This is a genomic window from Micromonospora sp. NPDC049836 (assembly GCF_044465125.1).
GTDB lineage: Bacteria > Actinomycetota > Actinomycetes > Mycobacteriales > Micromonosporaceae > Micromonospora.
Genome location: NZ_JBITLH010000002.1, coordinates 62,480 through 83,117 on the forward strand (window position 1 = coordinate 62,480; position 20,638 = coordinate 83,117).

General features: G+C 76.9%; 19 protein-coding genes. 6 read left to right on the top strand and 13 right to left on the bottom strand.

The window, feature by feature from the left end:
• Positions 1–11: 11 nt before the first annotated feature.
• The 3 genes from ACIBPB_RS04820 to ACIBPB_RS04830 all read right to left on the bottom strand — a co-directional run bounded on the left by ACIBPB_RS04820 (position 12) and on the right by ACIBPB_RS04830 (position 3,653).
• The gene (locus ACIBPB_RS04820; RefSeq protein WP_396838241.1) at positions 12–2,114 is read right to left on the bottom strand and encodes an amino acid transporter; all 2,103 of its coding nucleotides are present in this window, start codon (positions 2,112–2,114) and stop codon (positions 12–14) included.
• Positions 2,115–2,215: 101 nt separating this feature from the next.
• Positions 2,216–2,650 (bottom strand): hypothetical protein, encoded by a 435-nt coding sequence (locus tag ACIBPB_RS04825; RefSeq protein ID WP_396838242.1) that lies wholly within the window; start codon positions 2,648–2,650, stop codon positions 2,216–2,218.
• A gap of 127 nt (positions 2,651–2,777) precedes the next feature.
• The gene (locus ACIBPB_RS04830) at positions 2,778–3,653 is read right to left on the bottom strand and encodes an alpha/beta hydrolase family protein (protein WP_396838243.1); all 876 of its coding nucleotides are present in this window, start codon (positions 3,651–3,653) and stop codon (positions 2,778–2,780) included.
• A gap of 126 nt (positions 3,654–3,779) precedes the next feature.
• Between ACIBPB_RS04830 and ACIBPB_RS04835 the strand changes: the two genes are divergently transcribed.
• Positions 3,780–4,328: a CGNR zinc finger domain-containing protein gene (locus ACIBPB_RS04835; protein WP_396838244.1), complete on the top strand. Its 549-nt coding sequence runs from the start codon at positions 3,780–3,782 to the stop codon at positions 4,326–4,328.
• Positions 4,329–4,332: 4 nt separating this feature from the next.
• On the opposite strand, the gene ACIBPB_RS04840 is transcribed toward ACIBPB_RS04835, so the two are convergent.
• The 3 genes from ACIBPB_RS04840 to ACIBPB_RS04850 all read right to left on the bottom strand — a co-directional run bounded on the left by ACIBPB_RS04840 (position 4,333) and on the right by ACIBPB_RS04850 (position 8,970).
• On the bottom strand, positions 4,333–5,073 hold the full coding sequence (locus ACIBPB_RS04840) for a phosphotransferase enzyme family protein (RefSeq protein WP_396838245.1): 741 nt from the start codon (positions 5,071–5,073) through the stop codon (positions 4,333–4,335).
• A 76-nt stretch (positions 5,074–5,149) separates the two neighbouring features.
• A complete protein-coding gene (locus ACIBPB_RS04845; RefSeq protein WP_357322341.1) occupies positions 5,150–5,920 on the bottom strand; it encodes a DUF5995 family protein in 771 nt (256 codons plus the stop codon).
• A gap of 119 nt (positions 5,921–6,039) precedes the next feature.
• On the bottom strand, positions 6,040–8,970 hold the full coding sequence (locus ACIBPB_RS04850; RefSeq protein ID WP_396838246.1) for a helix-turn-helix transcriptional regulator: 2,931 nt from the start codon (positions 8,968–8,970) through the stop codon (positions 6,040–6,042).
• A gap of 190 nt (positions 8,971–9,160) precedes the next feature.
• Between ACIBPB_RS04850 and ACIBPB_RS04855 the strand changes: the two genes are divergently transcribed.
• Positions 9,161–11,839, top strand: coding sequence for an adenylate/guanylate cyclase domain-containing protein (locus ACIBPB_RS04855; RefSeq protein WP_396838247.1), 2,679 nt, complete (start codon positions 9,161–9,163; stop codon positions 11,837–11,839).
• Positions 11,840–12,051: 212 nt separating this feature from the next.
• Here the strand turns inward: ACIBPB_RS04855 and ACIBPB_RS04860 are convergent, their stop codons facing one another.
• The 3 genes from ACIBPB_RS04860 to paaK are packed head-to-tail and all read right to left on the bottom strand — an operon-like array spanning position 12,052 to position 14,382.
• Entirely contained in the window at positions 12,052–12,618 is a 567-nt protein-coding gene (locus ACIBPB_RS04860; RefSeq protein WP_396838248.1) for a dienelactone hydrolase family protein, read from the bottom strand.
• Positions 12,619–12,665: 47 nt separating this feature from the next.
• Positions 12,666–13,073, bottom strand: coding sequence for a hydroxyphenylacetyl-CoA thioesterase PaaI (gene paaI, locus ACIBPB_RS04865; RefSeq protein WP_396838249.1), 408 nt, complete (start codon positions 13,071–13,073; stop codon positions 12,666–12,668).
• 1 nt (position 13,074) lies between these two features.
• Positions 13,075–14,382: a phenylacetate--CoA ligase PaaK gene (paaK, locus tag ACIBPB_RS04870; protein WP_396838250.1), complete on the bottom strand. Its 1,308-nt coding sequence runs from the start codon at positions 14,380–14,382 to the stop codon at positions 13,075–13,077.
• Between the two features lie 264 nt (positions 14,383–14,646).
• On the opposite strand from paaK, the gene ACIBPB_RS04875 reads away from it, so the two are divergent.
• From ACIBPB_RS04875 to ACIBPB_RS04885, 3 genes are all read left to right on the top strand, one after another.
• Entirely contained in the window at positions 14,647–15,162 is a 516-nt protein-coding gene (locus ACIBPB_RS04875) for a CrcB family protein (protein ID WP_396838251.1), read from the top strand.
• Positions 15,159–15,521: a fluoride efflux transporter CrcB gene (gene crcB, locus ACIBPB_RS04880; protein ID WP_396838252.1), complete on the top strand. Its 363-nt coding sequence runs from the start codon at positions 15,159–15,161 to the stop codon at positions 15,519–15,521. Before ACIBPB_RS04875 ends, crcB begins: the two co-directional genes overlap by 4 nt.
• Before the next feature lie 183 nt (positions 15,522–15,704).
• A complete protein-coding gene (locus ACIBPB_RS04885; RefSeq protein WP_396838253.1) occupies positions 15,705–16,394 on the top strand; it encodes an MBL fold metallo-hydrolase in 690 nt (229 codons plus the stop codon).
• Between the two features lie 36 nt (positions 16,395–16,430).
• Here ACIBPB_RS04885 and ACIBPB_RS04890 read toward each other — a convergent pair whose 3' ends face one another.
• The 4 genes from ACIBPB_RS04890 to ACIBPB_RS04905 form a co-directional block, all read right to left on the bottom strand.
• Positions 16,431–16,811, bottom strand: coding sequence for a VOC family protein (locus tag ACIBPB_RS04890; protein WP_396838254.1), 381 nt, complete (start codon positions 16,809–16,811; stop codon positions 16,431–16,433).
• Positions 16,812–16,890: 79 nt separating this feature from the next.
• Positions 16,891–17,532 (bottom strand): DUF2306 domain-containing protein, encoded by a 642-nt coding sequence (locus ACIBPB_RS04895; RefSeq protein ID WP_396838818.1) that lies wholly within the window; start codon positions 17,530–17,532, stop codon positions 16,891–16,893.
• Between the two features lie 121 nt (positions 17,533–17,653).
• The gene (locus ACIBPB_RS04900; RefSeq protein WP_396838255.1) at positions 17,654–17,986 is read right to left on the bottom strand and encodes a hypothetical protein; all 333 of its coding nucleotides are present in this window, start codon (positions 17,984–17,986) and stop codon (positions 17,654–17,656) included.
• 187 nt (positions 17,987–18,173) lie between these two features.
• On the bottom strand, positions 18,174–19,391 hold the full coding sequence (locus ACIBPB_RS04905; RefSeq protein ID WP_396838256.1) for an MFS transporter: 1,218 nt from the start codon (positions 19,389–19,391) through the stop codon (positions 18,174–18,176).
• A 146-nt stretch (positions 19,392–19,537) separates the two neighbouring features.
• On the opposite strand from ACIBPB_RS04905, the gene ACIBPB_RS04910 reads away from it, so the two are divergent.
• Positions 19,538–20,527: a LacI family DNA-binding transcriptional regulator gene (locus ACIBPB_RS04910; protein ID WP_396838257.1), complete on the top strand. Its 990-nt coding sequence runs from the start codon at positions 19,538–19,540 to the stop codon at positions 20,525–20,527.
• Positions 20,528–20,638: the final 111 nt, after the last annotated feature.

Sequence of the window (20,638 nt, forward strand, 5' to 3'; positions counted from 1 at the left end):
GCCCGCCGGGTTCAACCGCCGACGTGGATGCCGGGGCGGCGGGTGGGGTCCGGCTCGGACTTGCGAATGATCTCCCGGACCACCGGCGGGGTGTCGCCCCGGCCCAGGATCAGGTAGCGCAGCAGGTGGGCGATCGGGTTGCCCTCGGACCACTCGAAGTGGCAGTGCGGCCGGATGCCGGTGGCGTCGCGCAGCGCCAGCAGGATGGCGGCGATGGCGTTCGGGGCGGCCGGGCTGCCGGCCCGCAGGATCCGGTACCCGCCGACCTCCACCCCCTGCACCCGCAGCACGCCGCTGAACCGCGACGGGTCGGTGACGTCGATCTCCAGGAAGAGCACGTCGGCGGCGCCGGGCACCGGGTTCATCCCGCGCTGCGCCCGCTCCTTGACCCGGTACTCCTTGAGCGAGCCGCTCTGCCGCTTGTTGGCGATCAGGTGCAGCCGGCCGTCGTGGGCGACCGATTCGGCGACGAAGCGGCGGGCGGCGTCGTCGAACTCGATTGCCTCGGCCCGCAGCTCGGTGGTCCGGGACACCCGGGAGATCAGCGAGACGACGATGATGCCGGCGATGAAGAGTCCGGAGATGGTGATCCCGTCGGGCTTCGCGACCACGTTCTCCACCAGCGCGTAGAGCAGCACCACGGTGAGCGCCGCGAAGCCGGCCCCGGCGAACCGGTGCCGCTCCGCGTACGCGGAGATGGTCACCGCGATCGCCCCGGAGACCATCATGGCCAGGATGCCGGTGGCGTACGCGCCGGCCTGGGCGTTGACGTCGGCCCGGAAGGCGACCGTGATGCCGATGCTGATCGCGGTGTAGACCAGCACCACCGGTCGCACGGCCCGCCCCCATTCCGGCGCCATGCCGTACGAGGGCAGGTAGCGGGGCACGATGTTGATCAGGCCGGCCATCGCGGAGGCGCCGGCGAACCAGAGGATGAGGATGCTGCTGATGTCGTACCCGGTGCCGAAGGCCTCACCCAGGTGCTCGTGCGCCAGGAAGGCCAGCGCCCGCCCGTTGGCCGCCCCGCCGGGGCGGAACTCGTCGGCCGGGATCAGCACGGTGGTCACGAACGTGGTGGCGATCAGGTAGACCGACATGATCAACGCGGCGGTGGTGAGCAGCTTGCGGGTGTTGCGGACCCGCACCGCCAGCCGCTGCTCGGGGTCCGCGCCGCCCCCCTTGACCAGCGGCATCATGCTCACCCCGGTCTCGAACCCGGACAGCCCCAGGACCAGCAGCGGGAACGCCAGGACGCTGGTGCCCAGCACGTCGCCGAGCCCGCCGAGCCGGGTCAGCCGGTCGGTCCAGCCGGTGAGCACCGCCGGGTCGGCGGCGACCGCCGCGAGGCCGGCGACCACGATCACCGCGTTCAGCGCCAGGAAGACCGCGACCAGCGGGATGGCCACCTGCACCGCCTCGCTGAAACCCAGCAGGAACACCCCGCCGAGGACGAGCAGCAGCACCACCGTGACCACCACGGCGGCCGTGCTGCCGTTCGGGAACGACTCGGGCAGGACCGGGTTCTCCAGCAGGTGCACGGTGGCGTCGGCCGCCGACAGGGTGATCGTGATGATCCAGGAGGTGGCCACGAACCCGAGCAGCACCAGCACGAAGATCTTGCCGCGCCAGAACGGCAGCAGCCGCTCCAGCATGGCCACCGAGCCCTGCCCGTGCGGGCTCTCCCGGGCCACCCGCCGGTACATCGGCAGCATCCCGAGCAGGGTCAGCGCGACGATCAGCAGGGTCGCCAGCGGCGAGAGCGCGCCGGCCGCCACGGCGGCGATGCCGGGCAGGTACGACAGCGTGGAGAAGTAGTCGACCCCGGTCAGGCACATGACCTGCCACCAGGGGCGCGCGGACACCTGGTGCTCGCGGGTCTCCGGGCCGACCGGCTGCACCCGGTGCGCGAAGAGCCACCGGGTGAACGGGCGGTCCGGCTCCCGGGGTTTGACCGGGCTGTCCACGCACGCCGGGATCACGCCCGGCTCCCGGCCGGAACGCTCCCGCCGCTCCGGGTCCCGGGCGGCCCGCAGGGCCCGCTCCGCCGCGGGCGGGTGCGCGTGGTCGCGCCGCCCCCGGGTACGCCGGGGCCGCTCCCCGCTCCGCCCGTCCACCATCCGCATCCCTTCCCGGCCCTGTCCCGACGGTAGGCGGTACCGCGGGTCCCGCCCGGCGGAACCCGACAAAGCCGGCCGGAGATCCGCGGGCCCGGTGGTCAGCCGGGCGCGCCGACCAGGGCGGCGCGCAGCGCCTGCGGGTCGGTCACCGTGACGGTCACCGCCGGGTGGGCCGGCCAGGGACCGGGGACCAGCGCCGGCACCGGGGTGGCGAACCGCAGGCAGAGCCCGGCGGTCACGCTGCTGCCGAAGGTCGCCCCGCCGTCGGCCAGGGACAGGTGCGGCCCGATCGCCCGCCACCAGCGGTACGGCCCGCCCAGCTCCGCCCCGGTGACGTTCGCCCGTGGGGTGCGCAGCCGCCAAGGCCCGAACCGGACGGTCACCTCGTCGGGGCCCACCTCGACCCGGGCCGTGTCCGGCCGGACCCCGAGCAGGGCCAGCGGCAGCCGGAACGGCCGGTCGAAGCGGAACGCGAAGCGGCGGACCGTGCCGTCCGGGGTCGGCCCGGTGCGGGCCGGTTCGCTCAGTGCCATGGCCGCGAGGTACCCGGCCCGACCGCGCCGACACCCGCCGCCGCTCAGGTGGGGCCGGCCCAGCCGGTGCCCCGTACGCCGGGACCGGCCGGCACCCCCCGGGCCGGCCGGTCCCCGCCCGCCCGGATCATCCGCGCAGGTCCAGCCGGTCGGCCAGCCAGCCGAGCCGGTCGTCGCGGGCCTGGCTCGCGCCCAGGTCGTGCTCCTCCCGCGGGTAGAGCGACACCCGGGCCCGCGGCGCGGCCGCGGCGAAGGCGGCCCGGGTCTCGGCGCTCACGAACCGGTCCGCCCCGGCGAACTGGAGGTACGCCCCGGCGCCGAGCCGCCCCACCTGGCCCACCGGGTCCAGTCCGGCGAAGACCGCCCGGTACGCCGCCTGCTGTCCCGCCGGCAGGTGCAGCCAGTACGTGTCGAACCAGTTCGCCCAGGTGGCGTCGGGCGCGAGGAGGACCGCGCCGCGCAGCCCCGGCTCGGTGGCGGCCAGGCCGGCGCCGTACATCGCGCCGTAGTCGTGGCCGACCACCGCGGTGCGGGTGCGGTCCACGCCGGGCTCGGCGAGCAGCCGACGGTACGCCTGCCGCACGGCGTCGAGCTGGGCGGTGACCGCACTCCGGTCCCGGGCGTCACCGACCGGGTCGCCGGCCCACGGGAAGGTGAGCTGGGGCAGCACGGAGACCACGCCGCGCCCGGCCAGCAGGGTCGCGTCGGTGAGGAACTCGCCGCGGTCCTGGCTGGCCCGGCCGGGCTCGAACCAGTGCAGGTCGAGCACGCCGGCCAGCCGGCCGCCGGCCCGCTGCGGCCGGACCAGCCAGGCCCGCACGGCGGGCTGGCCGGGCACCGGGATCTCGATGTCCCGGACCAGCACGGCCGGCGCGGACCCGCCGCCGGCGGGCGCGGCCCCGGTGGCGCCGGCCGGTGCCTGGGCGTGCGCGCCGGCGCCGCCGGTGAGCGCGCCGGAGACCAGCAGCACGGCCGTGGACGCGAGGATCGTGAGACGTCGCATCAGCACACACCTCCATAAGTTTTTAAACGCGTTTTACAACTGATGACGTTAGGATGGGCGCCGGCGATCGGTCAAGTACGGAGGGACGGCGGGCGTGTCGACAACCGGGCGGCGGAGCGGGCGCCGATGAGCGCGGTGCCACCGCTGGAGCCCGCCCTGCGGCTGGCCGTCACGCTGCTGCACAGCTACTGGGTGCTCCAGGAGCCGGCCGACCAGCTCTCGGTGGCCCGGATCCGGGCCGCCGGCCGCGACCTCGACCTCGCCGAGGTCACCGACCCGCTCGGCGAGGACGACCTGCCCCGCCTGCGCGAGCTGCGGGAACGGCTCTACCAGGTGTTCGCCGCGCCCGACCCGGCCGCCCGGCTGGCCACCCTCAACGGCGTACTGGCCGAGGTCAGCGCCGGCACCGCCGTCGAGTCCGGCCCGGACGCCACGCTGCGGCTCACCCCGCTGCCCCGGCCCGGCCCGGTGGGCCCGTTCGCCGCCCTGGTCGCCGGGGCGCTGGCCCGGGCCGCGGCGACCGGCGGAACCGACCGGTTCGGGGTCTGCGCCGCCGACCCGTGCCGGGCGCCCTACCTGGACCGCACCCGGGCCGGCCGGCAGCGCTACTGCTGCGAGCTGTGCAACAACCGGGCCGCCGCGGCGGCGTACCGGAGCCGGTCCCGGCGCGGCTGAGCGGTCAGGCCAGCGCGGCGGTCCACCGGTCCACGTGCGCGTCCAGCAGCTCGGCGGTGGCCGCCCAGTACGCGCCGTCCTCGGCGTGGATCCGCGCCCACGGCTGCACCCCGTCCCGGGCGCCCCGGCGCAACAGCTCCGACATCGCCCGGGCCCGGCGGCCGAGCAGCGCGGCCAGCGCCGGCCGCTCCGCGTCGGGCAGCCCGTAGCCGTCGACGAAGGCGCGCAGCCGCGCGGCGGACTCGGCGACCGGCCGCTCCGGGCGCATCCCCGCCATGCTCTGGGCCGCGTACGCCAGCTCCCAGCCGCGGGTGCCGGGGCCGGCCCCGTCCCAGTCGATGAGCACCCAGCCGCGGGCCGCGCGGACCAGGTTCCACGGCGCGACGTCGTGGTGGCAGATCAGCTCCGCGCCGTCCGGCGGGATGACCCGCTGCCAGGACGCCGTGGGCGGGGGCACGAAGTCGGCCGTGGCGCGGTGCAGGTCGGCCAGGAACGCGCCGATCGACGCCAGCTCCGCCACCGAGTACGTGCCGGTGGCGTCGCCCAGCTCCCCCGGGACGTACTCCAGCACCTGCCGGCCCCGGTCGTCGCGGCCGAGCGGCCGCGGCGCGCCGGTGAAACCGACCTCGCGCAGGTGCGCCAGGAGGGCGTCGACCGCGTCGGTCCACGGGCCCGCCGGCCGCCGTACGGTGTCACCGACGCGCACCACGCCGGTGCTGACGTTGCCGATCAGCGGCTGCTCCACCGGCCCATCCTGGCAGCCGGACGGCGTCCCCGCGCCCCACGCCCGGACGGCGGGACGCGGGGACCCCCCGTCCCGGCTACTGGAGGAACGCCCCGAGGGGCGACAGCAGCAGCCGGCCGAGCAGCGCGGCGTTGTCGTCCAACCGCGTCCGCTCACACTCGCGGGCGTCCGGGTCGTGCCGGCACCGCCAGATCTTCTGCGCGTTGCGCCACGCCACGTTGCGGGTGTACTCGACGAGTTCGCCCTGGTACCAGTCGTCGATGTCGCCGTTCACCATGTCGATCATGAGCTGCCAGTTGTCCAGGTAGCCCCGGCGCAGCACCGGGATCCGCTCGGCGAAGATCTCGTTGATCTCCAGGTAGTCGCGGTGCTGGTCGCTGCCGTCGACCGGCTCGGACTCCAGGCTGTCGAACGTGGTGACCAGCGCGAACGGCAGGTCGTAGTTGATGTGCGCGTTCACCCCGGCGGCCGCCGACGGCAACGGCCGGGCGTCCGGGCCGCGCATCCGCTTGAACAGGCACGACCACGCCCTCGGGGTGCTCGGGCTGGAGTCGGTCCAGTAGCGCAGCGCGTCGAAGTACCGGGCGGCGAACTCCACGTCCAGCCGGGCCAGGAAGGCCGGGTCGCTGAACCGGTCGTCGTACAGGCCGTCCAGGACGGTGCTGGTGATGACCAGATAGAGCTTGTTGAAGTCGGCCAGCGGGCAGCTCGCCTCCAACGGAGGCAGCCGGACCAGCAGGTCCTGCAGCTTGGTGAGGTGGTCGACGACGGCCGGCACGTCGGCGGGATGGTCGGCGAGCAGCCCGACGATGTCCTGGTGCACCGGACCCCAGACCGGTTCCGTCATTGTCCCCTCCACAGTGGCCGGCGCCCCCACAGCGCCCCCATCGACCTCGCACAGCCTGCCAGCCGCGGTACGCCGGCCGAATCAGTAGAACGACGTATTCGGCGCCCCGCCGGCGGCCGCTACTCGGGGCGGTTGCGCAGGTGGATGGCGCTGGCCTGGACCCGGGTGCGGACCTGGAGCTTGTCGAAGATGTGCGACACGTGCACCCCGATGGTCCGCTCGCTGATGAACAGCCGCTGACCGATCTCCTTGTTGGTCAGCCCCTCGGCCACCGCGGCCAGCACCTCCCGTTCCCGGGCGGTCAGCGCGGCCAGCTCGTCGACCACCGGGCCGTCGGCCGGCGGGGCGGACCGGGGCAGCGGCACCGGACGGGCCGCCGCCTCCCGCTCCTCCAGGGTCACCCGGGCCCGCCCGGCCAGGGTGCGGATCTCCGAGCTCAGCGGCGCCGCGCCCAGCGCCTGCGCCGTCCGGTACGCCTGGCGCAGCAGCTTGCCGGCGGTCGCCACCCGGCTGCGCCGGGCCAGCAGCGCCTCGGCCTGCCGCAACCGGGAGTACGCCGCCGGGTAGGGATGGTTGCGCCGGTCCCACTCGATCGCCGAGTGGGCCCACAGCTCCGGGTCGCCCCGACCGTCGTCGAGCCGGCTGATCTCGGCGGCGCAGAGCGCCAGGAATCCGTCGGCCACGTAGCGCACCGGGGCGCCGGCCTTCTCGCTCTTGCGGGCCACCCGGTCGACCACCTCGCGCAGCCGGCGCACCGCCGTCGGGTCCACCTCGACGGTGCGGCTGGCGGACGCCTCGGCCTCCGCGCGCAACCCGTGCCAGGCCAGCGTGGCCAGCACGATGACGTCGTCGGAGCGGCTCTCGGTCAGGCCCCGCTGGACCGCCTGCCGGGCCAGGTCGTGCCGGCCCTGCCACATGGCCAGCCCGGCGCGCAGGATCAGCATCGGCAGCACGTGCCGGGCACCCCCGCCGGCCAGCACGGTGGCCACCGCCTCCAGGTCGCGGTCGGAGGCCTCGACGTCGCCGTACCCGACCGACAGCCGGCAGCGGGCCAGCAGCAGCTCCACCGCGTCGGCGCCGGACGGGCGGTGCCGCAGCGCCGCGGCGACCACCTTCTCCGCCTCGGCCCACTGCCCCACCCGGAACAGGCCGTTGGTGGCGATCGCGAGCAGCCGGGTCTCCCAGGTGCGGCCCAGCCCCAGCTCGGCGACCCGCTCCGCGCCCCGGCGGGCCACCACCACCCCCTCCTCGAGGATGTTCAGCGGCCCGGTCAGCAGCTCCGCCAGGTGCAGGTACGCGCACGCCACGTCCTCCGGGCGGCCGGAGCGCTCGGCGGTCTCCAGGGCCCGCCGCATCACGGTCAGCCCGGTCTCCGGATCCTCCAGGTACGCCTCGCTGTAGCCGAGCGCGGCGCTGGCCAGCACCACCTCCGAGGCGGCGCCGGGCACCGCCGCGGCGAGCAGCAGCGCCTCCCGGGCCTGGTCACCCGCCTCGGCGTACCGGCCCAGGTGCAGCAGCAGCTCGGCCAGGTGGGCGGCGGCGGTGGCCCGCTCCTGCGGCGTGCAGTCGGCCGACTCCAGCGCGCGCCGGTACTCGGCCTCGGCGGGCGCCGAACGGCCGGCGGCCGCCAGGTAGCGGGCCCGCCGGATGTGCAGCGCGCAGGCCGGCGGGCCGCCCGAGGCCCCGGCCAGCTCCTCCAGCAGGTCCAGCGCGCGGGCGTGCTCGCCGCAGTGGTGCGCCGACTCGGCGGCGTGGGTGAGCAGCTCCGCCCGGTCCACCCCGGCCGGCGCGGCCCGGTCCGGCTCGGTCGGGGTGGCCAGCTGCAACGCCACCGACCAGTGCCGGTGCGCCTCGGCGTAGCCGTGCAGCCGCTCCGCCTCCCGGGCGGCGGCCATCGCGGCGGGCAGCGCCCGGGCCGGTTCGCCGGCCAACCGCCAGTGGTGCGCCAGCCGGGCCTGGTGCAGCTCGCCGGTCGCCGAGGTCAGCGCCTCGGCGTAGCGGCGGTGCAGCACGGCCCGTTCGGCGGGCAGCAGCTCGTGCGCCAGCACCTCGGCCACCAGCCGGTGTTTCAGTCGGTAGCCGTCGTCGGCGCCGACCAGCAGGCGGTGCGCCACCGCCGCGCGGACCGCCTCGATCAGCTCCTCCTCGGGCAGCCGCACCACCTGCGCCAGCAGCCAGTGCTCGACCGGCTCGACGCCGGCGGCGACCGCGTGCACCACCGCGTGCGCGTGCTGCGGCAGCGCGTCCACCCGGGACAGGAAGACCTCGCGCAGCGTGTCAGAGAGCCCGTGCCGGCCGTCACGCAGGTCGCGGGCCAGTTCCTCGACCACGAACGGGTTGCCGCCGCTGCGCTGCCACATCCGGTCGGCGGCCTCCGGCGCCAGCGGCTCGCCGGTGATCGCGGCGGCCAGCTCGTCGGTGCCGGCCCGGTCCAGTGGCGCCAGGTCGACCACCCGCACCGAGCGCAGCCGGCGCAGCTCGGTGAGCACTCGGCGCAGCGGGTGCGCGCCCTGCAGGGACTCGGCGCGGATCGCGGCGAGCACCGACAGGTGCAGGTCGCCGAGGCCGGCCAGCAGATAGAGCAGGAGCTGCCGGGTGCTCCGGTCGACCCACTGCAGGTCGTCGAGGACGAGGACCAGCGGGCGTCCGCCGGAGACCAGGTGCAGGCCCCGGGTGACCCGCTCCAGCAGCGCGCCCGCGCCGTCCGGGCCGGGCGTCTCCTCGTCGAACACCTGGAGCAGGCCGCGCACCGCGGCCGCGGTGCGCGCCTCGGCCGGCTCGGCGTCGAAGCGGCGCAGCGCCTGGCGCAGCGGGTGCAGTGGCGAGGCGTCGCCGATGTCCAGACAGGAGCCGGTCAGCACCAGCGCGCCCGCCTGCCGCACCCGCTCGCTGACCTCGGTGAGCAGCCGGGTCTTGCCCACGCCGCTCTCACCGGTGAGGAAGACCGCCGCGGTGCTGCCCGGCGCGACGTCGTCGAGCAGCGCCGACCGCAGCGACGCGACGGTGTCGGCACGGCCGACGAGCGGCGCGGTGTCCACATCGCTGGCCATGGCACGCAGCCTAGTCACCGCTTCCCGCGCCCTTCTACGGGCTCGGTGCCCTTGTGGTACCTCTCGCGTCGACATTGCGACTAAAGGTTGCGGGTGGTCGACATACGTCGTCCTACCGATCCCCCGACGACCCGGTGGTGAAAGTCTCCGGAGGTCGTCAGGCAGCGGACGGGGGGAAAGGGTGGGCACGATGCCAATGACCTCGACCGTGGGGTGTCGGGATGCCGTCACGCGCTGGCCGGTGCCCGAGGAGCGGCGGACGGTCAGCGTGCTCTTCGCTGACATCGTCGGCTCGACCGGGCTGGTGGAACGGCTCGACCCGGAGGACGTCCGGGCGCTGCAGCGCGCGTACTTCGGCACCGTGGCGGGGGTGCTGCGCCGGTGGCACGGCGTGGTGGAGAAGTACGTCGGCGACGCGGTGATGGCCCTGTTCGGGGTGCACGGCTCGGACGGCTTCGACGCGTACCGGGCGGTGCGGGCCGGGCTGGAGATCCAGGACGCGCTGGCCCGGCGGGCACCGGCCGGCGTCCGGCTGCGGGTCCGGGTCGGGGTGGCCACCGGCGAGGTCCTGGTGGATCTGGCCGGCACCCGGGACGGCGGGCACGGGACCGCCAGCGGCGCGGTCATCACCGCCGCGGCCCGCCTGCAGGAGTACGCGCCGCCGGGCGGGGTGGTGGTCTGCGCCGCCACCCAACGGGCCACCGTCGGCCTGCTCGACCTGCGCCCGGCGGCCGCGACGGCGCTCGCCGGCCGGCCGGCGCCGCTGGATGTCTGGCGGGTCGCCGGGCTGGCCCGGCCCCGCCGGCCGCGCCACCGCGGCCGGCTGGTCGGCCGCCGGCGAGAGCTGGCCACCGCCGGCGACGAGATCAGCCGCGCGGTGCGCGACCGCCGGCCCCGCTGGGTCTCCCTGGTCGGCCCGGGCGGCAGCGGGCGCAGCCGGCTGCTGCACGAACTGGCCCGGGCGGTGTCGACGGTGGACGGCCGGCCGGTCCGCTGGTACGTGGCGCACTGCCCGCCGTACCCGCGGGGCGATCTGGCGCCGCTGGCCGACATGGTCCGCGCCTTCGCCGGGCTCCGCGACAGCGATCCGCCGGCGACGGTACGGCGGCGGCTGGCCGGGGCCCTGCACGGGCTGCTGGCGCCGCACGGGCGGGCCGAGGCGGTGCAGGCCCTGGCCGACCTGGTGACCGCGCAGGCGGACCCGGCGGCCGGCCGCGGCGCGCAGGCGTGGCGGGAGGTCCTGCTCGCGCTGGCGGCGGAGCAGCCGGTCGTGGTGGCCGTCGACGACCTGGACCGGGCCGCCGCGCCGCTGAACCGGTTCCTGCACCTGCTGTTCGCCGCCGCGACGCGACGGTCGCTGCCGCTGGCGGTGGTGGCCACCCACGGGCCGGGCTGGGCGGACCTGCTCCCCGGCGCGGCCGGCCGGCGCCGGCGGGTGCCGCTGCCCGCGCTGGGCGCCGTCGACACCGGGCGGCTGCTGCGCCACCTGCTGACCCGGGCGGACCGTCCGGCCGCGCTGGCCAACCGGTTGCTGCCGCTGGTCGGCGGCAACCCGGCCGTGGCGGGCGCGTACGTGGCGGCCGTGGACCGCGACGGCGTGCCGACCGGCGTGCCGGAGCCGGTACGCCGCCTGGTGGACGTCCGGCTGGACCGGCTGGACGGGGAGCAGCGGGCCGCGCTGATGGCGGTGGCGCACCACGGGGCGAGCGCCGACGCGCACCTGGTGGCGCGGCTGCTCGACTGGCCCGCGGCGGACGCCGAGCCGGTGCTGCGCGCGCTGGCCGGCACCGGTCTGCTGCGCCGCGTCCCGGGTGGGTACGCGGTCGCCGAACCGACGGTGGGCCGGGTGGCCCGGGACCGGCTGCCCCGCGCGCTGCGCGCCGAGTTCACCCGCCGCCTGCCGGACGGGCCGCACCCGGTGCTGGCCGGCGCCGAGGGCGGGCCGGTGCGGCCGGCGTGCCACGCCGAGCCCGGGTCCTGCCCGGGTCGGGCCGGTACCCGCGCCACCGCGGCGGCCGGCGCCGCCGGTGTGGACCGGGCGCGCCGGGCCCGGCGCGCGGTCCGGGGCCGAGCGGGGCTGGCGGTCGCGGGCCGCCCGGGCGGGCCGGTGCCGACTGAGGGGGCGGCACCGGTCCGGACGGATGGCTCCCGCCGACCCGGGCCGGGCGACCGGCCGGGGGCCGCCGCCGGCGGGGCGGGTGCCTCGGCTCCGGTCCCGGGCCCCGGCGGGCCGGCCGACCGGCCACGGACAGGCGCCGCAGCCGGTGGGGCCGACGGCTCGGCTCCGGTCCCGGGCCCCGGCGGGCCGGGCGACCGGCCACGGGCAGGGGCCGACGGCTCGGCTCCGGTCCCGGGCCCCGGCGGGCTCGCCGACCGGGCCGGCCGGCGGGCCGGGGGTGCGCCCGCCGAGGCGACCGGCGCGGCCCACGGCCTACGGCCCGACGGCCGCGAGCCGGCCGGGTCGGGGCGCGCACCGGCGGTGCCGCCGGTCCCCGGGCCGACCGGGCCGAGGGCCGCGCTGCGGGCGGTGCCGGCGACCGGGCCGAGGGGGGCCCGGCATGCGGTGGCCCCGACCGGAGCGGGACCCGCCCGCCAAGCCGGGGCCCCGGCCGGGCCGAGGGGGGCCCGGCAACCGGTGGCCCCGACCGGACCGGGGCACGCCCGGCAGGCGGTCGCCCCGGTCGCGCCGGGGGAAGGCCGCGGGGCGGAGGCACCGGTGGGTGTACCGGGCGCGACGGTGGGCGGTCGACCTCCGACGGTCGGGCCGCCCGCGCCGGAGCGGCATCGCCGGCCGGCCCGGGCGGTGCGCCCGGGCCGGCCGGCGGCGCGGACCCGGGACACCGGCGGCGGTCCGGCACGGGCCGCCTGAGCCGGTGCCCGGGTCGGAGCGGGCACGGGGCCACTCCGACCCGGGCACCACGCCGGGCGGGTGGCGGGACGCCGCCGACCGGCCGGCCACGGGGCACGTCCGGCCGGCGACACGGCGTGGCCGGCGGCGGACCCGCGCCGACCCGACGCGGCCGACCACACGGAACGGCTCGGCCGTGCGCCGCACGGGGTGCGCCGGCGGCGGTTGCGGGCTCAGCGCTCGGCGAGGAAGGCCAGCGTGCGGTCCCAGGTGAGCGCGGCCGCGAGCGGGTCGTGGTCGGCCAGGTCGGGATCGGTGTAGAGGTGGCCGGGGCCCGGGTAGCGGTGCACGGACACCACCGCGCCGGCGTCCGCCATCGCACGCTGCCACTCGTCCACCTCCTCCTGCGGCTCGTACTCGTCCGGGTCGGCGAGGTGCAGCTGGACCGGCAGGCCGGGGCGGACCGACTCGGGGGCGCCGCCGGTGCCGTGCAACAGGAGCAGCGCGGCGGCGGCCGGCCGCTCGGCGAGCAGCGCCCCGGCGACGCCGGCACCCATCGAGAAGCCGGCGAGCACGGCCGCGGCGGGCAGCCCGGCCGCCGCCGCCCGGGCCCGCTCCAGGACGGCGTCCCGGCCGACCTTCTCCAGCAGCGCGAAACCCTCCTCGACGGTGTCGGCGGCGGGCAGTCCGTACAGGTCGGGGGTGGTCACCTGGTGGCCGGCGGCGCGCAACCGGTCGGCGGCGGCCGACACCGCGGGCCGCAGCCCGTAGACGGAGTGCAGGAGCAGGATGTGTGCCATCGGCCCATCCTGTCGCACCCCACCGACACGATCGGCCGGCGCGCCGGTCAGCCGCGGGCGATGGTGCGGCTGCGGCCGCGGAACTCGGCGACCACCTCGCCGTCGCGCCAGACGGTGACGTCGTAGATGCCGCTGCGACCGTGCCGGATCCGCTCGGTGGCCCGCGCCTCGAGCAGGTCGCCCTCGTGGACCGGGCGCAGGAAGCTGATCTCGCCGCCGGCCGCCACGGTCACCGGTCCGTGGCTGTTGCAGGCCAGCGCGAATGCGGTGTCGGCGAGCAGGAAGACGAACCCGCCGTGGCCGATGGCGTGGCCGTTCAGCATGGCCGGGGTGACCCGCATCCGGGCCACCGCCGCGCCGTCGCCGGCGGAGACCAGCTCGATGCCGAGCCCCTTGGACGCCACATCGGCGTCGAACATGTCGTGGGCCGGGGTGCGGCCGTCGTTCCCCGCCATCTCAGCGACCCCGCCGCTGGTCCACGATCCGGCGCATCTTGCCCATCGACCGTTCCACCCCGTCCGGCTCGATGACCCGCACCGCCACGCTGACGCCGATGGTGTTCTTCACCTGCTGCACCAGGGCCACCCCGGCCCGCTCGGCCTCGTCGGCGGCCACCCCGGGCCGGCGCTCCACCTTCACCGTGAGGGTGTCCATCCGGCCCTGCCGGTCCAGCACGCACTGGAAGTGCGGGGAGAGCGCCGGGGTCCGCAGGATCAGCTCCTCGATCTGGGTCGGGAAGACGTTCACCCCTCGGACGATCATCATGTCGTCGGTCCGGCCGGTGATCTTCTCGATCCGCCGCATGCTGCGGGCGGTGCCCGGCAGCAGCCGGGTGAGGTCCCGGGTGCGGTAGCGGACCACCGGCATCGCCTCCTTGGTCAGTGAGGTGAGCACCAGCTCACCCCGCTCGCCGTCGGGCAGCACGGCGCCGGTGACCGGGTCGATGATCTCCGGGTAGAAGTGGTCCTCCCAGAGGTGCAGCCCGTCCTTGGTCTCCACGCACTCGACGGCCACGCCCGGGCCCATCACCTCGGAGAGGCCGTAGATGTCGACCGCGTGCATGTCGAGGCGCTGCTCCATCTCCCGGCGCATGTCCTCGGTCCACGGCTCGGCGCCGAAGATGCCGACCTGCAGGGAGGTCGACCTCGGGTCGACGCCCTGGCGTTCCAGCTCGTCGACGATGGCGAGCATGTAGCTGGGGGTGACCATGATCACCTCGGGCGTGAAGTCGCGGATCAGCATCGCCTGCCGCTCGGTCATCCCGCCGGAGACCGGGATGACGGTGCAGCCCAGCTCCTCGGCGCCGTAGTGGGCGCCGAGCCCGCCGGTGAACAGCCCGTAGCCGTAGGCCACGTGCACCCGGTCGCCGGGGCGGCCGCCGGCGGCCCGGATCGAGCGGGCCATCAGCTTCGCCCAGGTGTCCAGGTCGCGCTTGGTGTAGCCGACCACGGTGGGCCGGCCCGTGGTGCCCGAGGAGGCGTGCAGCCGGGCCACCTGCTCCCGCGGCACCGCGAACATCCCGAACGGGTAGTTCTCCCGCAGCTCGGCCTTGCCGGTGAACGGGAAACGGGCCAGGTCGGCCAGCTCGCGCAGGTCGTCCGGGTGCACCTCGGCGGCCTCGAACGCCCGCCGGTAGTGCGGCACGTTGTGGTAGGCGTGCCGCAGGGACCAGCGCAGCCGCTCCAGTTGCCCGGCCCGCAGCTCGTCGACGCCGACCCGCTCGACGGGTTCCAGCTCCTCCGGACGAGGGGTGCGGTCCTGCACGGTTGCCTCCTGCGCGACGGCCCCGACGCCGCCGCGCGCCGGGCGATGCCGATCACCGTACGCCCGTACGGCCCGTCCTGCCAGGTCAGCGGGGGGCCATCGCCGGGCGCCGGGACGGCGGCGGACGGGCGCGGACGGCCCGGCCGGTGCGACGGGGCGCGGCGTTATGCTCGGCGGGACCGGCGGTGGGGCCCGCCGTCCCGGGACCGGCCGGGAGAACCGCGACACCCTCGCCGACGGTCCCTGCCAGTGCTGCCCGTCCTGGTGGGAGGCCCCGTGACCGGACCGTCCGAGCGCCGCGTCGATCCCGACGTCGACCTTCGCGTCGATCCCGACGTCGACCTCCGGGTACCCGCCGACCGGGGCGAACTGGCCGCGCACCCGGCCGCGGTGCTCGGCGCGGTGGCCGCCGGCGGCGCGCTGGGCGCGCTGGCCCGGGCCGGGACGCAGGCGCTGTTCCCGCACTCGCCGACCGGCTTCCCGTGGGCCACCCTGGGCGTCAACGTCAGCGGCTGCCTGCTGATCGGCGTGCTGATGGCGGTGCTCACCGCCCGCCCGGCCGGCCCGCTGGCCCGGCCGTTCCTCGGCGTCGGGGTGCTCGGCGGGTTCACCACCTTCTCCACCTACGTGGTCGACGGGCAGCGGGCGGTGCTGGCCGGAGCGCCCGGCACCGCGCTGGCGTACCTGGCGGCGACCCTGGTCGGGGCGCTGCTGGCGGTCGCCGCCGGTGACGCCCTCGCCGCCCGGCTGCTGGCCCGCGCCGGAAGCGCGCCCCGGTGACCGCGCTGCTGATCGTGCTCGGCGCGGCGCTCGGCGCCCCGCTGCGGTACCTCACCGACCGGGCCGTGCAGGCCCGCCACGACTCGCCCGTGCCGTTCGGGACGCTGACGGTGAACGTGGCCGGCTCGTTGCTCCTCGGTCTGGTCGCCGCGTTGCCGGCCGACCCGGCGGTGACCGCGCTGCTCGCCACCGGGTTCTGCGGCGCGCTGACCACCTGGTCGACGCTGAGCTACGAGACGCTGCGACTGCGCCGGGCCGGCAACCGCCGGCTGGCCCTGGCCTACCCGCTGGCCAGCATCGCCGCCGGGCTGGCCGCGGCCACCGTCGGCTACGCGCTGGCCCGCGCGGTCACCGGCTGACCGGCGCCGGCGGGCCGGCGGTACGTGTGTCGCCACCGCCCCGGCGCGGGTCAACGAACCCGCCCGGGCCGGCACGCCAGCCGAGGCGGGGCGGACCCGGACCGATAGCATCCACGTCGGCTGTGAAACGTCCGCCACCGACCGAGGGGAGTCGCCGCCATCGACGCGCTCGCACCCACCCGGTTGGCCGGCCGGGTCTGGTTGTTTCCCGGCGACCCGGATCCGCTGGCGGTCCGGCCGACCGTGGCGGTCGTCGCCGACGAGCGGGGAAGCACGCTCGTCGACGCGGGCCAGAGCCCGGCGCACGCCCGCGAGATCCGCGCCGGGCTGGCCGCCGCGGGGCTGCCCGAGCCGCGCTGGCTGGTCTACACCCACCACCACTGGGATCACGTCTGGGGCGCCTGCGCGTGGCCGGGCGTCGAGATCGTCGGGCACGAGGCCGGGGTGGCGCCGCTGCGCGCCGAGGCCGCCCGGCCGTGGAGCCACCGCTACCTCCGCGAGCAGGTACGCGAGAACCCGCTGCTCGGCCACAGTTTCCGGGCCCGGGCGCTCGCCGTGGACTGCTGGGACGGGTTCGCGGTGCTCCCGCCGGCCCGCACGTTCGCCGACGAGCTGACCCTGCCCACCGGTGTGCTGGTCCGGCACGTGGGCGGCGGGCACGCCCCGGACTCGGCGGTGGTGCTGGTGCCCGATTCCGGGGTGCTGCTGCTCGGCGACTGCTGGTACCCGCCCCCGGCGCACCTGCGTACGCCGGAGGACGGACCCGACCTGGCGATGGCGCGCGGCCTGCTCAGCGACGACGTCGACTGGTACGTCTCGGCGCACGACGAGCCGGTGCGGCTGGCCGAGGCACGGGCCGCCCTGACCGGCTGACGGCGCCGGTGCCGGCACGGAGGCCGGCGGGTGCGCTCAGGGCCAGGTCCGGGCCGAGGCGGCGAACGTCTCGGGGTCGCTGTGCACGGGCACCACGCAGAGCAGGTGGCCGCCCGGGGCGCGCAGGGTGAAGGCGTCCTTCCAGCGGGTCACCAGTTCCGCGCCCAGCGCCGTCAGTCGGGCCACCTCCGCCTCGAGGTCGTCGGTCTCGATGTCGACGTGGTAGCGCGGCGCGTCATCGACGGCCTGGACGACGGTGAACAGGCCGGGCGCGGCGTCGATCAGGGCGGTGAACTGCTCCTCGCCGGGCGCGGGGTAGGGCTGCGCGCCCAGCGCCGCGGACCAGAAGCCCACGGTCGCGTCGACGTGCTCGGCCGGCGTGTCGATGAGGATCCCGACCATTCGGCTGCGATGCATGGCGGGAGGCTATCAACGATGCCCGATCCCGTCCGCCCCGTGCCGACCGGCGGCCTCGTCGACTCCCGGCCGGGGCGGGTCAGCGGGCGAGGACGGCCGCGGGGGCACCGACCGTCCGGGCCGGCCGTCCCGGCCGCCTGCGCAGCGCCGATTCGACCACGGCCAGGTTGATCACCCAGGCGGCGACCATCAGCGCGACCCGGCCGAGGCCGCTCGGCTGGCCGGCCAGCAGCATCCAGGGCAGGTGGGTCAGGACCTGGGTGCCCGCGCCGAGACCGAGCGCGTAGCCGCGGGCCATCCAGGCCCGGTGCCGGGCGACATCGCGACGCCGGACGGCGGCGACGCCGAGCACGATGCAGCCGGCCATGGCCACGCCGACGACGAGCCGGATCGGGGTCAGCAGCACGTGGTCGAAGGGCGGCCGGGGATAGCACGCCGCCATCCACACGCCCGACAGGGCCGCGGCGAGCCCGCAGGGGATCAGCAACCGTCCCGCCAGCCGGTGCCAGCCGGGCCGGCGGCGGCGGAACCCGCGGGCGAACTGGAGGGCACCCAGCAGGCAGTACAGGGTCGCGCCGACGATGTGCACGAGCACCGGCACGGGCGAGGCGAGGAAGCGCGCGTTCTCCGGCGTCACCGTCGCGCCGCCGGTGATCTCGATGAGCCGGGCCGCGCCGGCGATGACCGGTACGGCGCTGAGCAGGATCAGTCCGGCCGGCACCAGCCAGTCCCGAGTGCGGGTGGAGTTCATGGCGACCCCGTCCGTCGAGGTGTACGGCGTACACGTCTTCGGTCAGGCTAGGGTGTACGCCGTACACCGTCAAGGGTGGACGGCAACCCGGTCAGCGGGCGCGGCGCTCCGGGTGGGCGCGGTTCCAGGCCCGCATCCGCTCCGGATAGCCGGTGCGGGCCGCCTCGTAGAGCGGGATCCCGTGCCGCTGGGCGATCTTCGCGGCGACCCGGGGCGAGCCGGTCCGGCGCCGGATCCACTCGCCGTCGTGGGCGATCGCGACCACCGTGGTGTCGGTGGCCGTGGTCTCCGGCTCCAGGTAGAACTCGACCCCACGGCGGCTGGTCGCGAACGCCGCCAGGGCGGCCAGGTCCTCCCGGTTCGCCTCGCGGTCGAGCTTGGTCGGGGTGGTCGGGTCGGTGGCCCGGCGGCTGAACCAGCCCATCTCCGGCTCCTCTCCTCGGCGTGCCTCCCAGTGCAGCACCGATACCTGTCAACGCGCTGCGAGCCGGGTGACAGTCAGCTGAGCCCTCTCCGCCACCGCCGGGCGGCCGGCGACGGGCGCCGGGCGGCCGGCGGCGGGCGGCCGGCGGCCGGCGGCGGGCGGGCGCCGAACGGAGCCCGCCCGCCCCTCAGCGGGCCGGCGGGCGCAGGACCGGGACCAGGGCCAGGATCGGCAGCAGGAGCAGCGGCACCAGACCGAGGGCGGGCAGGATGCCCAGGTGGTCACCGAGGAAGCCGAGCAGCGGCGGGCCGGCGAGGAAGGCGGTGTAGCCGATCATCGCGACCACGCTGACCCGGGTCGGCGCGCGGTCCTCCTCGTCGGCGGCGGCGCTCATCCCGACCGGGAAGCCGAGCGAGGCACCGATGCCCCAGAGCACGACGCCGACCACGGCCAGGGCGCCGGAGCCGGCCAGCACGGCGCAGGTGGACCCGGCGACGGCCAGCCCGATGGTGCCGAACAGCACCGGCACCCGACCCCACCGGTCGATCGCCACGGTGCCGGCGGTCCGGCCCAGCGTCATCCCGACCACGAACACCCCGAAGACGGCGGCGCCGGCGGCTTCGCTCACCCCGTACCCGTCGACGAACGCGACCGCCAGCCAGTCGTTCGCGCTGCCCTCGGTGAACGCCATCACCAGCACGAAGAGGCCGATGAGCAGGGTGCGCGGCTCCCGCCAGGTGGCCAGCAGCGCGCGCCGGTGGTCGGTCGACCGGGCCGAATCGGCCGACTCGGCCGGCGCGGCCAGGAAGGCACGGACACCGAGCAGCGTGCCGGTCAGGACCAGCACCGCGATCACCGGCAGGTGCCAGCCGACCGGCACGCCCAGCCGCGCGGCCCCGGCGCCGAGACCGGCGCCGGCCACCGAGCCGAGACTCCAGGCGGCGTGGAACCGGGGCATGATGGTCCGGCCGAGGCGCTTCTCCACCGCCGCGGCCTCGACGTTCATCGCCACGTCGCAGGCGCCGGAGCCGTACCCCACCGCGAAGAGGCCGACCACGACGCCGATCAGCGAACCGGCCAGGCTGGCCGAGAGGCCGACGACGGCCAGGCCGAGCGCGAGCAGGGCGGTCGAGGCCGCCACCGTACGGGCCGGGCCGAGCCGCAGGGTGACCAGGCCGGCGGTGGACATGGCCACCAGCGCGCCGGCCGACATGGCCAGCAGCAGCAGGCCGAGCCGCCCGGCGCTGAGCCCGAGCGCCTCGCGGGCCGCGGGCACCCGGGAGAACCAGGTGGCCACCGCCAGCCCGTTGAGGGCGAACACCGTCGCCACGCCGTTGCGGGCGGCCACGACCGCCCACGGGGTCGCGCCGCGGGCCTCGGCCGGCGCGTTGATGGTGCCGCTCACCGTGCTGGTGTCCTCTCCCCCAGGGTTGGTCCGACGACCATCGCACACCTGAGAGCGCTACCACCACAAACGCCCCCGCCCCTTACCCCGGCCGGCCCGGACCGGGCATGATGCCGGCAGAACGGCCAGCACGGGGAGGACCAGACATGCAGCCATCCACCGCCCGACCGGCGACCCTCGACGACGTGGCCCGCGCGGCCGGCGTCTCCCGGGCCACCGCGTCCCGGGTGCTCGGCGGCTACGGGTTCGCCTCGGTGGACGCCCGGGACCGGGTCCGCGCCGCCGCGGACCGGCTCGGCTACGTGCCGAACATCACCGCCCGCGCGCTGGTCCGGGGCGCCGGGGTACGCCTCGTCGTGGCGGTCTCCGGCACCGACGCCACCGTGCTCGACGATCCGTACGTGGACCGCCTGGTGGGCGCGGCGGCCCGGGTGTGCGCCCCGCACGGGGTCGGCGTCGCCCTGGAGTGGCTGCCGCGGGACGCCCCGACCGGGCTGCGCCGCCTCGGCGACGACCGGAGCGTCTGCGGTGTGCTGCTGGTCAACACCACCACGCCGGTGCTCGACGCGGTGCCCGCCGGGCTGCGCGGGCGGGTCATCTCGATCGGCGCCGGCTCGCCGGACGTCCCCTCGTTCGACGTGGACAACGCGGGCGGCGCCGAGGCGGTGCTGCGCCACCTGCACGCCGGCGGCCGCCGCCGGATCGCCATGGTCACCGGCCCGCGCTGGCTGAGCTGCGCCGAGCGGTCGGTGACCGCGTACCAGCGGCTCATGCGGGGGGCCGGGCTGCCGGTGCGGCTGGTCACCGGCGACTTCACCGCCGCGCGCGGTGGCCGGGCGGCGCTGACGGCGCTGCGCCGCTGGCCGGACACCGACGCGATCTACGCGGTCAGCGACGCCACCGCGCTGGGCGTGATCGCCGCGCTGCGCGGGCGCGGGATCCGGGTGCCGCACGACGTGGCGGTGGCCGGTTTCGACGACATCCCGTACGCGGCGGTGAGCGCTCCGGCGCTGACCACGGCGACCCATCCGGTGGCCCGGATCGGCACCGCGGCGGCGAGCGCGGTGCTGGACGGCCGGCCGGTGCCGCCGGTGACCGCGTTCCCCTCCCGGCTGGTGGCCCGGGAGAGCGCGTAGCGGCAGCCGGGGCGCTCGGAGCACCCGCCGGATCCGTCCCGCCCACGGCAGAACGCCGCTTCGCCCCGCCGCGCGGCCGCGCCCGGTAGCCTCCGGTTAGTCCCGATTCTG

Excerpts from the sequence above, each read along its gene's own strand:
- ACIBPB_RS04825 (WP_396838242.1), bottom strand. The coding sequence starts at position 2,650 with ATGGCACTGAGCGAACCGGCCCGCACCGGGCCGACCCCGGACGGCACG.
- ACIBPB_RS04830 (WP_396838243.1), bottom strand. The coding sequence starts at position 3,653 with ATGCGACGTCTCACGATCCTCGCGTCCACGGCCGTGCTGCTGGTCTCC.
- ACIBPB_RS04835 (WP_396838244.1), top strand. The coding sequence starts at position 3,780 with ATGAGCGCGGTGCCACCGCTGGAGCCCGCCCTGCGGCTGGCCGTCACG.
- ACIBPB_RS04845 (WP_357322341.1), bottom strand. The coding sequence starts at position 5,920 with ATGACGGAACCGGTCTGGGGTCCGGTGCACCAGGACATCGTCGGGCTG.
- ACIBPB_RS04850 (WP_396838246.1), bottom strand. The coding sequence starts at position 8,970 with ATGGCCAGCGATGTGGACACCGCGCCGCTCGTCGGCCGTGCCGACACC.
- ACIBPB_RS04855 (WP_396838247.1), top strand. The coding sequence starts at position 9,161 with ATGCCAATGACCTCGACCGTGGGGTGTCGGGATGCCGTCACGCGCTGG.
- ACIBPB_RS04860 (WP_396838248.1), bottom strand. The coding sequence starts at position 12,618 with ATGGCACACATCCTGCTCCTGCACTCCGTCTACGGGCTGCGGCCCGCG.
- paaI (WP_396838249.1), bottom strand. The coding sequence starts at position 13,073 with ATGGCGGGGAACGACGGCCGCACCCCGGCCCACGACATGTTCGACGCC.
- ACIBPB_RS04890 (WP_396838254.1), bottom strand. The coding sequence starts at position 16,811 with ATGCATCGCAGCCGAATGGTCGGGATCCTCATCGACACGCCGGCCGAG.
- ACIBPB_RS04900 (WP_396838255.1), bottom strand. The coding sequence starts at position 17,986 with ATGGGCTGGTTCAGCCGCCGGGCCACCGACCCGACCACCCCGACCAAG.
- ACIBPB_RS04910 (WP_396838257.1), top strand. The coding sequence starts at position 19,538 with ATGCAGCCATCCACCGCCCGACCGGCGACCCTCGACGACGTGGCCCGC.